The sequence below is a fragment of the Prosthecobacter sp. genome (assembly GCF_029946185.1).
Taxonomy (GTDB): domain Bacteria; phylum Verrucomicrobiota; class Verrucomicrobiia; order Verrucomicrobiales; family Verrucomicrobiaceae; genus Prosthecobacter.
This window is the reverse complement of record NZ_JAQSEA010000280.1, coordinates 1-12,614: the sequence shown is the minus strand read 5'-3', so window position 1 is coordinate 12,614 and position 12,614 is coordinate 1. Positions and strand designations below refer to the sequence as shown.

General features: G+C 60.0%; 8 protein-coding genes. 7 read left to right on the top strand and 1 reads right to left on the bottom strand.

Annotated elements, in window-relative coordinates:
- Positions 1-392 precede the first annotated feature (392 nt).
- The 7 genes from PSV43_RS23145 to PSV43_RS23115 all read left to right on the top strand — a co-directional run bounded on the left by PSV43_RS23145 (position 393) and on the right by PSV43_RS23115 (position 12,459).
- Positions 393-1,223 carry an IclR family transcriptional regulator gene (locus PSV43_RS23145; RefSeq protein ID WP_300203365.1) on the top strand — a complete coding sequence of 277 codons (831 nt, stop codon included), beginning with the start codon at positions 393-395 and terminating at the stop codon, positions 1,221-1,223.
- Positions 1,220-3,727, top strand: coding sequence for a DUF1592 domain-containing protein (locus PSV43_RS23140; RefSeq protein WP_300203363.1), 2,508 nt, complete (start codon positions 1,220-1,222; stop codon positions 3,725-3,727). Before PSV43_RS23145 ends, PSV43_RS23140 begins: the two co-directional genes overlap by 4 nt.
- A 4-nt stretch (positions 3,728-3,731) precedes the next feature.
- Positions 3,732-5,030 (top strand): DUF1552 domain-containing protein, encoded by a 1,299-nt coding sequence (locus PSV43_RS23135; protein WP_300203361.1) that lies wholly within the window; start codon positions 3,732-3,734, stop codon positions 5,028-5,030.
- Positions 5,031-5,089: 59 nt separating this feature from the next.
- Positions 5,090-6,988, top strand: coding sequence for a histidine kinase (locus PSV43_RS23130; RefSeq protein ID WP_300203359.1), 1,899 nt, complete (start codon positions 5,090-5,092; stop codon positions 6,986-6,988).
- On the top strand, positions 6,985-7,617 hold the full coding sequence (locus tag PSV43_RS23125) for a response regulator transcription factor (RefSeq protein WP_300203357.1): 633 nt from the start codon (positions 6,985-6,987) through the stop codon (positions 7,615-7,617). The genes PSV43_RS23130 and PSV43_RS23125 overlap by 4 nt, the downstream gene beginning before the upstream one ends.
- A gap of 56 nt (positions 7,618-7,673) precedes the next feature.
- Positions 7,674-10,607 carry a DUF1553 domain-containing protein gene (locus PSV43_RS23120; protein ID WP_300203355.1) on the top strand — a complete coding sequence of 978 codons (2,934 nt, stop codon included), beginning with the start codon at positions 7,674-7,676 and terminating at the stop codon, positions 10,605-10,607.
- Positions 10,608-10,809: 202 nt separating this feature from the next.
- Positions 10,810-12,459 (top strand): L-lactate permease, encoded by a 1,650-nt coding sequence (locus tag PSV43_RS23115; protein ID WP_300203353.1) that lies wholly within the window; start codon positions 10,810-10,812, stop codon positions 12,457-12,459.
- A 9-nt stretch (positions 12,460-12,468) separates the two neighbouring features.
- On the opposite strand, the gene PSV43_RS23110 is transcribed toward PSV43_RS23115, so the two are convergent.
- Positions 12,469-12,600, bottom strand: a complete 132-nt coding sequence (locus PSV43_RS23110) for an MFS transporter (RefSeq protein WP_300203367.1) — start codon at positions 12,598-12,600, stop codon at positions 12,469-12,471.
- Positions 12,601-12,614: the final 14 nt, after the last annotated feature.

Below are 12,614 nucleotides of genomic sequence, written 5' to 3'. Positions count from 1 at the left end.
GTGAAGAAATAACCCCAGGTTTGCCGCGAAGGCGCCAGCAAGTGGTCCGCACAGTCCTCTGTGCGGCTTCTGGGCGGCCGTTTACATGGAGAGCGCACAAAAACGGTGAGCACGATTACGTGCGCCAGTCTGCGACTCGGGAAACTCTGGCGGTATGGTCAGACTTCTGATCACTCGTTAGGAAAGCGAAGCCCCCTCCCTGCGGGTGGATTTTGAATACATCCTTGTGCGCATGGAACCGCCCATGGCCTGACAGATTCATCCACCACGACTTGTAACTTCCCCGTCGTCCCCTCGAACCATGTCCGCAGGGATGCTCCCAGCACAACTGCCCGCAAGAAACTTCCCCTCTCTCCCGTTTCTACCTGAGTAACCACTTTAGCATATAGAAAATGGCCGCCACTCGCTCACCCCGCCGTCAGCCAAGGACAAAACCCAAGGTCCCCGTCCACGACTCCGGCTTCAGCACTCCCAGTCTCGATCGTGCCTTGGCGGTGCTCCACTGTCTCGGCGGCCACCCTCAAGGCCTCACGCTCTCCGAAATCGCCGAGGCTCTCAAACTCTCCGTCAATTTCGTCTATCGCGTCACCCAGTCCCTCGTCTCCCACGGCTACCTCGTGCGCGATGCCGAAAAACGCTTCAGCGTCGGCGCGGCCCTGCTGAAACTCTGCCAGCCAGTGATCGATGACGTCCCGCTTGCCGAGGCCGCCCTGCCAGCCATGCGCTGGCTCAGCGACCAGACCGGCGAGGCCGCCCACCTCGGCATTCTCAGCGGCTTCGAGGGCATTGTGTTGGAGCGTGTGATTGGCCGCGCCATGATCAAATTCTACGTCGAGCGCGGCACCCGTTTCCCCCTGCACACCAGCGGGCCCGGCAAGGTGATGCTGGCCTTCACGCCGGAAGCCGAGCGTGACGAGATCATCGCAGGCATGAAGTTCGAGCGCTTCCAGCCGTGGACGATTTCGAATCGCAAAGATTTCCTCAAGTGCCTCGCTCAGGCCCGCAACAACGGCTTCGCGGTGGATGTGGGTGAGCACCTCGAAGGCCACCACTGCCTCGCCGCCCCCATCTTGGATGCAGACGGAAACGCGATGGCCTCCCTGTGGATCACGGGCCCCAGCCAGCGCCTGAGTGAAGAGCGCATGGCCAAACTGACTGCGGTAGTGAAACAAGCCGGTGCCATGGCCACTGCTGCTCTGCGTGGAGGCGCTCTCGTAGCATGAAGTCCCTCCTCTCCATCCTGAGCTTCAGTGTTCTTTCCATTCTGGCGCATGCGCAAAGCATGCCGCCCCAGATCGAACAAAGCTGCGTCGAGTGCCACGACAAGGACACCACAAAAGGCAGCCTTGATCTCACCGCGCTGTCCTTTGATCTCACCGACCCCGCCACCCGCGAGCGCTGGATTCGCATCTATGACCGCGTCGAAAAAAGCGAGATGCCGCCGAAGGTCGAAGACCTGCCACCGCCAGATCGGGCAGCACTCGTGAAGTCGCTATCAGCCTCCATCTACGAAGCCGATCACGCCGGTATTTTGGCACACGGTCGCGGCCCGCTGCGTCGTCTCAATCGTGACGAGTACGAGCAAAACCTGCGCGACATCCTCCAGCTCCCCGATCTCGACATCCGCGACATCCTCCCCGAAGACCGTGAAGGCCACCGCTTCAACAAAACCACCGAGATGCTCGACATGTCACGCGTGCAGCTCGTCGCCTATCTGGACGCCGCAGAGGCCGCGCTGCACGCCGCCATGACCACAGAGTCAGCGCCACCGCCGGTGGTGAAGTATCGGGCAGTGGGTACTGATCTCTTTCCTGGCACCGGCACCTTCGGCAATCGCGAGGCCATGTTCTTCGCCCGCGACAACAAGGCCATTGAATTCAAAGGCAAAGACAGCCCCGCCGAAAAGGACAGCGCCAAAGACGAAACCATCGAGATGGCTCTGTTCCGCTCAGCCAGCTGGCCCTACCTGGGCACTCCCAAACACTTCACCGCCAAACGCACCGGCAACTACAAAGTGCGCTTCTCCGCGCGCGCCGTTCTGCAACAGCCCGGCTACGTGATCACCCCAGCCAGACACCCTGTGCCCATGACCTTCCGCACTCGCAAGCCTGCAGGCGTGGACATCATCAATGAAGTGCATGACGCAGGCGGCATCATCGACATTCAACCCACCAAGCGTTTGTTCGAAACCACCGTGCGCTTGCGCGAAGGCGAAGCCATTGAATACAGCTTGCTCGGTCAGCCGATGCCGCTGGCCATGAATCCCAACGGCTCGGCCCCCACCTACCGCTACCCTCCCTTCCCGGAAGGTGGCCAGCCCGGCATCGCGGTGCAGTGGCTCGAAATCGAAGGCCCCATTGAACCGCAAGCCTGGCCGCCTTCATCACACCGCGTGCTGTTTGATGACCTGGGTGTGGAGGTGAAGCCCAAGGACCCGCAGCAAGTGGCAAAGCGCTTGCTGCGCCGTTTTGTCAAACTCGCGGCACGCGAGCCCGTGCCCGAGGAGGATTTGCAGATGTTCGACGCGCTGATCCAGGTGCAGCTCGCCAAGAACGCACCCTTCAGCGAAGCCATGCTCGCGGGTTACAAAGCCTTTCTTGCCTCCGGCGACTTCATCTATGTGCGAGAGCCGGTGAAGGCGGACGACCACTTTGCCATCGCATCACGGCTTTCGCATTTCCTTACCAACTCGCGTCCTGATACAAAGCTGATGGATCTGGCCCAGCGGAAGCAACTGCGTGATCCGCAAGTGCTGCGCGAAGAAAGTGAACGTCTGATCGCTAGCGCAGGCTTTGACCGTTTCGTGCGCGGCTTCACCGGTTACTGGCTGAACCTCCGCCACATCCGCCGGGACGATCCCGATATCCGCCTCTTCCCTGAATATCGCTTTGATGAATACCTCGTGGAGAGCATGGAGCGCGAGACGCGTACTTTCTTCACGGCGATGATCCGCGAAAACCTGCCCGCCAGTGTTCTGGTGAAGGCGGATTGGGTGTTTGCCAACGACCGCCTCGCCAAACACTACCAGCTTCCACCACTCACCGGCTCAGCCATGCGCAAGGTGTCCCTGCCCAAGAACAGTCCCTTCGGTGGGTTGCTCACGCAGGCGGCGGTTTTAAAAGTCAGCGCCAACGGCACCAATACATCACCCGTCGTGCGCGGAGCGTGGGTGATGGAGCGCCTGATCGGCCAGCCGCCACCGCCGCCGCCATCAAGCGTGCCTGCCGTGGAACCCGACATTCGGGGTGCCAAAACCATCCGCGATCTGCTCGCGCTGCATACCCAATCAAAAAGCTGCGCCGCCTGCCATGCACGGTTTGATCCTGTCGGCCTCGCCTTGGAAAACTTCGACATCCTCGGCGGCTGGCGCACTCACTATCGCGGTGTGGAAGAAGGCGAGCGCATCACCGGCGTTGATCGCGCGGGCCATAGCTTCAGCTACACCGTCGCCAGCCCCGTGGACTCCGCAGGCAAACTCATGGATGGGCGCAATTTCAAGAACGTGAGTGACCTCAAAACCCTCATCGCCGCTGACGCTCGCCAGCTCGCGCGTAACCTCCTGCACCAGTTCACGATTTACTCCACCGGCACCCCGGTGCGTTTCTCGGATCGTCCAGAAATTGAAACGATGCTGGATGCCTGCGCGAAGGATGGGTATCGTGTGCGTGATCTGTTGCTGGCGTTGGTGCAGAGCAAAATTTTTCTTGGTCAAGACGGATGCAATTAACGATATGAACGCCCCATACATCGTCAAATCCCTCTCCCGCCGACGCTTCCTGCGCAGCGCGGGAGTGACACTTGCGCTCCCAATTTTGGAATGCCTCCGTCCAGTGTTTGGCAAAGCCGCGCAGGTGAAAGCGCCACAGCGCCTGCTCATCATCTCGAACAACCTCGGCTTCCTGCCGAAGCCGTTCTTCCCGAAGAATGCCGGACGTGACTATGAGCTGTCGCCAACTCTCGCGGGACTTAACGAAGTGAGAAATGAGTTCACTTTGTTCAGCGGGATGTCGCACCCCGACGTCAACGGCGGCCACAGCGCGGAAAATTGCTTCCTCACCGCCGCACGGGGACCGACGAAGAGCGGCTTTCGCAATCAGATTTCGCTCGATCAGTATGCAGCGGAAAAGCTGGGGCAGTTGACGCGACACACGACGCTGAACCTCGGGGTGAACATCGACAAGGCAAACCGCAGTCTTTCCTGGACGCGTGATGGCGTGCTCCTGCCGGCGGAGGACAGCGCACCGGCTTTGTTTCGGCGCATGTTTGTGCAGGGAGATCCCGCCGCAGTCAAAAAACAACTGCAGCAGCTTGATGAGCGCGGCAGCATCCTAGACACGCTCCTGGATCAAACCAAGCGCCTCAGCCGCGACCTCGGCAGCACGGACCGCGCACGCTTGGATCAATACCTCACCTCCGTTCGCGAAGTCGAAGAGCGCCTCCTCACCGCCCGCGAATGGGAACTGAAACCCAAGCCCATCGCCACCCAGCCCGAGCCCAAAGACATTCAAGACAAGAAACTCATCTTCGAAAAACTCGATCTCATGCTCTCCATGGCGCAGCTCGCGTTCGAGTCCGACTCCACGCGCATCGTTACGCTCATGGTCGATGCCTTCGCCACGCCAGCCTTTCATCTTCACGGCGATGACAACACCACCGAAGGCTATCACGGGCTCAGCCATCACGGTCAGTCCGAAGAAAAAGTACGCCAACTCGCTGAAGCAGATCGTGAACAAATGCGGCTCTTCAAGAAGCTCATTCAAACGCTCGCCTCCAAGCGCGAAGACGAAGTGCGTCTGCTGGACCGCACGATGGTGCTCTTTGGCAGCAACATGGGAGATGCGAACACCCATGACAATTACAACCTCCCCATACTCCTCGCCGGTGGTGGCTTTAAACACGGCCAGCACCTCGCCTTCAAGCGCGACAACAACCTGCCCCTCAGCAATCTCTTCGTCTCACTGCTGCAACGCCTGGGGGTTGAGTCCGACAGCTTCGGCTCAAGCACCGGCACGCTGTCAGGCTTAATGTAAAGTTGTGTCCCGCTTTCGCGTGGGTTGCGCTCAGCCCGTTGTCGGGAATGGTTCATCCTTTGAAATCAGGTCTGCTCATCCTTGCATCGCTTCTCACCACCGCCCCTTGGTCGTGGCTGAATTCCCAGCTCTCCAGCCTGGATCACCGTCAGGATGAACTGCATGTCGCGCTGGCAAAACTTCCAGCTCTACTCGCTCCGCAGCCGCAGGAACATACCGGCTTCCACAGCGGCCTGGCACCGCAGGCCGATTCCGTACGCTGGGTCCAGATTGATCTCGGTACCGAGTACCCGCTGGATGCCGTGGTCATCATTCCTGCCATGCTCGGTGCCGCCGAGGCCTACGGTTTTCCACGGCGCTTCCGCCTCGATGCTTCCAACGATCCGCTCTTCGCCGAATCCACCACGCTGCTGGATCAAACAGCCGCCGATGTCACTCCTGCGCTCGCACCCTGGCACATCGCCGCACAAGGCATCAAAGCCCGCCACATCCGCTTCACCGCCACCAAGCTGGCGGCACAGCCGCATGAAATGCGGCGCTTCATCTTCTGCCTTGGCGAACTTTTGGTCTTCAGCCAAGGCCGCAACGTCGCGCTGCATGCGCAGGTGCTTGCTCCCAATTCCGTCGAGACGCTGCCCACATGGTCGCCCCGGCATCTGGTCGATGGTGCTTATGCGCTTGGTCTGCCGGTGCATCCAGATGAAATCAACGGCAACGGCTGGCACAGCGGCATCTCCACCACCGCCGAGATCACCAAGTGGGTGCAGGCGGATCTGGGAGAGCCGCGCGATATTCAGGAGATACGCCTCATCCCCGCGCATCCGCGTGACTACCCCGAGCGCTTCGGCTTCGGCTTTCCGCGCCGGTTCAAAGTAGAAGCCGACGGCAATACGATCTTCGACAGCACCCGCGCAGACTTCAGCAATCCCGGCGACACCCCCGTCGCCTTTCTCACTCCCGGCCTGCGCGCTCAGACCCTCCGCATCACCGCTACGCAATTATGGGAGCGCAGCGGCGACTTCGTCTTTGCCCTCGCAGAATTGCAGGCCTTCGACCGAGGTAAAAACATCGTCCGCAACGCCGTCATCACGGCATCCGACGACACGCTCACGCCCTCATGGAGCCCCGCAGGCCTGATCGACGGTCGCAGCAGCTCCGGCCTCCTGCTCGATGAAGCCGCATGGCTCGCAGAGCTCGCCCAACGCCGCCAGCTCACCGATGAACTCGCCACGCTGGATGTTCAGCGCGCGGCTGCCCTCGCCCGCGCCCAACATCGCGCGGCATGGCTTGCGGGCGCACTGCTGTTCCTCGTGCTCATCATCGCGCTGCTGTTGGTTCTGCGCTCCCGCCGTTCCCGCCGCCGCGAGATCGAATCTTTACGCCACCGCATCTCACGCGATCTCCATGACGAAATCGGCAGCCACCTCGGCAGCATCCGCCTCATGTCAGAGCTCGCCTTGCGCGACGGCTCAGCGTCCGATTCACTTGAGGAAATCCATCGTCTTGCCGGCGAGGCCGCCGAATCCATGCGGGGCATCATCTGGCTCGTGCGCGAAGGCGATGCACCACCGCTGACCAGCCTCGTTGAAGCCATGCGCCAAAGTGCCGCCGCCTTGCTCAAAGACATTGACTGGAAGTTTGAGTCTCCGAACAGCGGCGACTCCGCCACGGCCTCACTCGAGTTCCATCGCCAGGTCTTCCTCTTCATTCGCGAAGCCGCCTACAACATCGCCCGCCACGCCCATGCCACCCAGGTACGCATTGAAGTAAGTTGGAAAGTAAAACACTTCCATCTCCACCTCGAAGACAATGGCTGCGGTTTCGATGTCGCCGCGATCACTGCTGGCAATGGCCTCGCCAATCTCCAGCACCGTGCCACCGTGCTCGGCGGCAGTTTGCAGATCACCAGCAGGCCCGGCAGGGGCACCCGTATCACCTTGGAGGCCGATTTCTCATGAACACACTCTGGATCGTTGAAGATCACGCCGCCTTCCGTCGCACCCTCGTCCGCGTCTTGAATGCCGAGCTCGATTTGCAGTGCCCGCGCGATTTCGACTCCTGCGAAAAACTGCTCCTGGCACTCGCCAAGCCTGACACGCCCGAATTAATCCTCCTCGATGTCGGCCTGCCCGGCATGAATGGCATCGAAGGCATTCGTTTGATCAAAGAACGCGCACCCCAGACGCTCGTCGTCATCCTCACCGTCTTCGAAGACGACGACAAAGTCTTCCGCGCCATCTGCGCTGGTGCCGCTGGCTACCTGCTCAAAACCAGCAGTGCCGCTGATATCACGCAGGCGGTGCGGGATGCGCTGGCCGGTGGATCGCCGATGAATCCACGCATCGCCCGCCGCGTACTCGACATGTTTTCCAAGCTCGCCCCCAAGCAGAACGACTATGGCCTCAGCGAGCGCGAAAAGGAAATCCTCCTGCTCATGACCACCGGCCTCATCAAAAAAGAGATCGCCGACAAACTCACCCTCAGCGTCCACACCGTCGATACCTACCTGCGCCGCATCTACGAAAAGCTGGCGGTCAACACCCGCACCGGCGCTGTGGCGAAGGCGCTCAAGGAGGGGCTGGTATAGAGTGTCCCGCGCTCGCGTGGCATGAAAACCACCGCGAGCCGTCGTATGAATGATCCATGCGCCTTCCTGTTTTCATCATCCTCGCCGCCGTGCCTGCCTTTGCGGTCGATTTTGTGCGTGAGGTGCAGCCGATTTTTTCAAAGCATTGCTATGAGTGCCATGGTGCGAAAAAACAGAAGAACGACTACCGGCTTGATATCAAGGCCATCGCCCTGAGCGGTGGCGAGGATCATGCGCCGAACATCGTTCCAGGCAAAAGCGGCGAGAGCCCGTTGTTTCGCTTTGTGAGCGGAGCGGATGAGAAGATCGCGATGCCGCCGAAGTCCAAGCTCAGCCGTGCGGAGCTAGATGTGATCAAACGCTGGATTGATGAAGGGGCTGTGTGGCCTGAGGGTGCAGACGTGGCCAAGGTGGAGGACCGGCTGGATTGGTGGAGCTTTAAGCCGCTGGTGAAGAAGGATGGAGGGATTGACGATTTTATTCGTGAGAAGCTCGCGGAGCACGGCTTGAAGCCTGCGCACCCGACTGATGTGCGCACGTTGATTCGCCGCTTGTACTTTGATCTCACCGGTCTGCCGGCTTCTCCGGCGGATGTGGAACGCTATGCTGCGCTGCCCTATGAGAGGCTGGTGGATGATCTGCTGGCGTCACCGCGCTATGGCGAGCGCTGGGCGCGGCACTGGCTGGATCTTGTTCACTACGGGGAGACGCATGGCTATGACAAGGACAAGCCGCGCATGAACGCGTGGCCGTATCGTGACTACGTCATTCGTGCGCTGAACAGCGACAAGCCTTATGCGCGCTTTATTGAAGAGCAGATCGCCGGGGACGCGCTTTATCCAGGCACCACGGATGGCATCACGGCGCTCGGGTTTATCTCCTCCGGGCCTTGGGATTACATTGGGCATGCGGAGGTGTCGGAGTCCAAACTGGATGGCAAAATCGCGCGGCATTTGGATCGCGATGACATGGTGCAAAATACGATGGGTGCGTTTTGTTCGCTCACTGTCGGCTGCGCGCAATGCCACTACCACAAGTTTGATCCCATCTCGCAGGAGGACTATTATTCACTGCAGGCCGTGTTTGCCGCCGTTGATCGCACGGATGTGAATTACTATCCAGACGACGCTTCGATGCAGCGGTTCGTTGGTTTGGAAGAGCAGCGTCAGAAAGTTGCCGTTCGCATCAAGACTCTAGAGGAGCCGTTGAAACAGAAAGCGGGTGAAGCTTATACGGCACTCAGCAAACGCATCGACGGCGCTGCCGACAAGGCATCCAAGACGAATCCGAATGTGAAGCCTGACTTTGGCTATCACAGCGCCATCGCGAAGGAGCAAAATGCGGTGAAGTGGGTGCAGGTGGATCTCGGCAAAAGTGTGGAGATCCAGCGCATCGTGTTAAAGCCTTGCTACGATGACTATGGCGGCATAGGCGGCGGCTTTGGTTTTCCGGTGCGTTTCAAGGTCGAGGCGAGTGATGATCCTGCGTTCAAAACCGGAGTGACGCTGATCTGGAGGAAGCACGACGCGACGTTCATGAACGACTTCAAAAATCCCGGCCTCATACCTTTTGAAACGGGCACGGCGGGAGATGACGGAGCCATGGGCAGATACGTGCGCGTCACCGCTGTGAAGCTCGCGGAACGCAAGAGCGACTACATTTTTGCGCTGGCGGAGATGGAGGTCTTTGCGGGGAAAGATGGGCCGAATCTGGCGGCAGGCAAGCCCGTGACGGCGCTCGACAGCATCGAGGCGGCACCACGCTGGCAGAAGAAAAATCTCACGGACGGCATCGCGCCTGAGGCACGCACGCAGGAGGACAAGCAGAGGCTCATCAGCGAGCGCGACGCGCTGATGCTCGCCCAAGCGGATGCGACGACGCGCCAGCAACTCAACGATACACGCAAGCAACGGGCGGTCATTGAGGCGGAGATCGCCAAGCTGCCGGAGCCTGGCAAGGTGTATGCGGGAGCCATTCACACGGGTGCGGGTAACTTTCGAGGAACTGGGGGCGAAGGCGGGAAGCCGCGAGTGATTCAGGTGCTCAAGCGCGGTGATATGAAACAGCCTGCGAAGGAGGTGGGGCCGGAGAGCATTATTGCGCTCAGCGAAGCCTTTCATAATGGGTATCAACTCGATGGCGAGGCTGAATCAGCACGACGCGCCGCTTTGGCCAAATGGATCACCGACAAGAACAACGTGCTCACCTGGCGCAGCATTGTGAACCGTGTGTGGCAGCATCATTTTGGGAGTGGGCTGGTCGATACCGCGAATGACTTTGGCCGCATGGGAGGCAGGCCGAGTCACCCTGAACTGCTCGACTGGCTGGCGGTCACGTTTCGTGATGATCTGAGCGGCAGCTTGAAGCGCCTGCACAAACTGATTGTGATGAGTGACACGTACCGGCAGTCGTCAGACAAGGCGGAGCCAGCGGATGCGAACAACGTTTTCCTTTCTCACCAAAACCGCCGCAAACTGGATGCGGAGTCGATTCGCGATTCGATCCTGGCAGTCAGTGGTAAGCTGGATCTCACCATGGGCGGACCGAGCTTTCAGGACTTTGTCATCGAGAAGCCGCAGCACAGTCCGCATTACGAGTATCTGCTGCACGACCCTGAAGATCCGAAGTCATGGAGGCGCAGCATCTACCGCTTCATTGTGCGTTCGCAGCAGCAGCCTTTCATGACGACGCTGGACTGTGCTGATCCGTCCATGCGGGTGGAGAAGCGCAATGAGTCGCTCAGCCCGCTGCAGGCGCTGGCCATGATGAACAACGGGCTCGTCGTCACCATGGCGAAGCATTTTGCGGAGCGGGTGTCGAAGGAAACACAAGGGCTGGAGGAGCAGACACGACATGCCTTTGTGCTGGCGTTGTCACGCAGTCCGACCGCCGATGAAATCATGCCGCTGCTCGAATATGCGAAGCGGGAAGGCCTGGAAAACACCTGCCGCGTGATTTTGAATCTGAATGAATTCAGCTTTGTGGACTGATGGTCTGCTGATTGTCTGGACACCGAAAGCCGTGACGTTGGCAGCGTGAAGACAGTGACGCCATGGTGCGGTAACGGGAAAAACTGAACAGGAGATCATGGTGACGGCCTCGGCGGATGCAGAGGCCATTGAAAATGTCCTGTTCTGGCATCGAAGTGCAACATACGATGCCGATTGTTCGTCTTGCACATCCCTTCATTCCATGACCTGGTCCCAAAACTACGATCCTCTCGGCAATCTTGCGCTCTCGTCCCTGTTAGCTGCATTGCCGGTGGTGACGTTGTTGGGCCTGCTGGCCTTCTGGCATGTGCGGGCGCACCTCGCAGCGCTTGCCGGACTGGTGGTGGCGCTGGTCGTTGCCGTCGCGGGTTTTCACATGCCGGTCCAGCTTGCGCTCACAGCGGGCGGCCTTGGCGCGGTGTTCGGGCTGTTTCCCATCGGATGGATCGTGCTGAACGCGATCTTCATTTATCAAATCTCAGTCGAAACCGGTCAGTTTGAGTCTTTGAAAAAGCAGATCGCGGGGCTGGCGGGAGATCGCCGCATCCAGGCGCTTCTGATCGCTTTTGCCTTCGGCGCATTCATTGAAGGCTGCGCGGGATTTGGCGCTCCGGTGGCGATTTCGGGAGCGATGCTGATCGGCCTGGGTTTCAAACCGCTGGAAGCTGCGAAGCTCGCGCTCATTGGGAACACGGCGCCGGTGGCGTTTGGCTCGCTGGGCATTCCACTCACGACTCTCGCGGATGTCACCGGGCTGGATGTGCTTGTGCTGAGCGCCATTGTGGGTCTGCACCTCACGATCTTCTCCTTCATCGTGCCGTTCTGGCTGGTGACGGCACAGGTCGGCTGGCGTGGCATGGTCGAGGTCTGGCCTGCGTGCCTGGTTTGCGGCGGCAGCTTTGGCCTGGTGCAGTTTGCGGTTTCAAATTTCCATGGGCCCTGGCTCGTGGATATCGCTGCGGGGTTGGTCACCCTGGCTGCGATGGTGCTTCTGCTGCGTTTCTGGAAACCGCGCAGCGCTGAGGAAAAGAAGGGCACGAAGGAGAAAATAGAACATCCATTCCGCGCCTGGATTCCGTGGATCATGCTGTCGTTGTTCGTGGGGCTCTGGACCACGCCCTTTGCGAAGACGATGCTCAACGGCTACGCGCCCGGCACGAAGGCACACAGCACCTGGCAGGCGCCGATCATCCCTTTTGCGCCGCTGCATCTCGCGGTGCAGAAAATGCCGCCGGTCGTGAAGAATCCCGAGCCTGAAAAAGCGAACTTCACGTTCAATTACCTTTCCGCCACTGGCACCGCGCTGCTGCTGGCGGGTATCACTGCCGGGCTGCTCCTCGGCAGGGGGCTTGCGTCACTGGCTGGGATTTATCTGCGCTGCTTGTGGCGGGTGCGCACGTCGATGCTCACCATCTCGCTCATGCTCGCGCTGGGCTACACCACACGCTTCTGCGGCACAGACACGACGATGGGGCTCATGCTGGCCGGCACGGGCGTGCTGTTTCCGTTTTTCTCCCCGCTGATCGGCTGGCTGGGGGTCGCGCTCACGGGCAGCGACACTTCGTCGAACGTACTCTTTGGCAATCTGCAGCAGGTGACCGCGCAGCAGTTGAATCTGTCACCGGAGTTGATGGTGGCGGCCAACAGCTCCGGCGGGGTGATGGGCAAGATGATCGACGCGCAGAGCATCGTGGTGGCCTCTGTGGCGACAGGCGGCCAGCCAGACAGCCCGGATGCGGGCACGGTGCTGCGCAGTGTCTTCTGGCACAGCATCGCGCTGGCTGTGCTGATGGGATTGCTGGTGATGGTGCAGGCGTACTGGATGCCGTGGACCATTGCGGGTGCGAAATGAGACGCGGGTTCAGGGCTTCATATCGCGCAGATTGACCATGAGCAGGTGCCGTACGCGCGGTGGTTCGGTGCCACGATGGAAGCCTTGAACGGTGAGTTCGATGTGCTTGTCCTCCATGGTGGCGCGCTCGTGCTGCCGCAGATGTTCGGCCCAGG

Coding starts and splice junctions, on each gene's coding strand:
- PSV43_RS23145 (WP_300203365.1), top strand. CDS start 393: ATGGCCGCCACTCGCTCACCCCGCCGTCAGCCAAGGACAAAACCCAAG.
- PSV43_RS23140 (WP_300203363.1), top strand. CDS start 1,220: ATGAAGTCCCTCCTCTCCATCCTGAGCTTCAGTGTTCTTTCCATTCTG.
- PSV43_RS23135 (WP_300203361.1), top strand. CDS start 3,732: ATGAACGCCCCATACATCGTCAAATCCCTCTCCCGCCGACGCTTCCTG.
- PSV43_RS23125 (WP_300203357.1), top strand. CDS start 6,985: ATGAACACACTCTGGATCGTTGAAGATCACGCCGCCTTCCGTCGCACC.
- PSV43_RS23120 (WP_300203355.1), top strand. CDS start 7,674: ATGCGCCTTCCTGTTTTCATCATCCTCGCCGCCGTGCCTGCCTTTGCG.
- PSV43_RS23115 (WP_300203353.1), top strand. CDS start 10,810: ATGACCTGGTCCCAAAACTACGATCCTCTCGGCAATCTTGCGCTCTCG.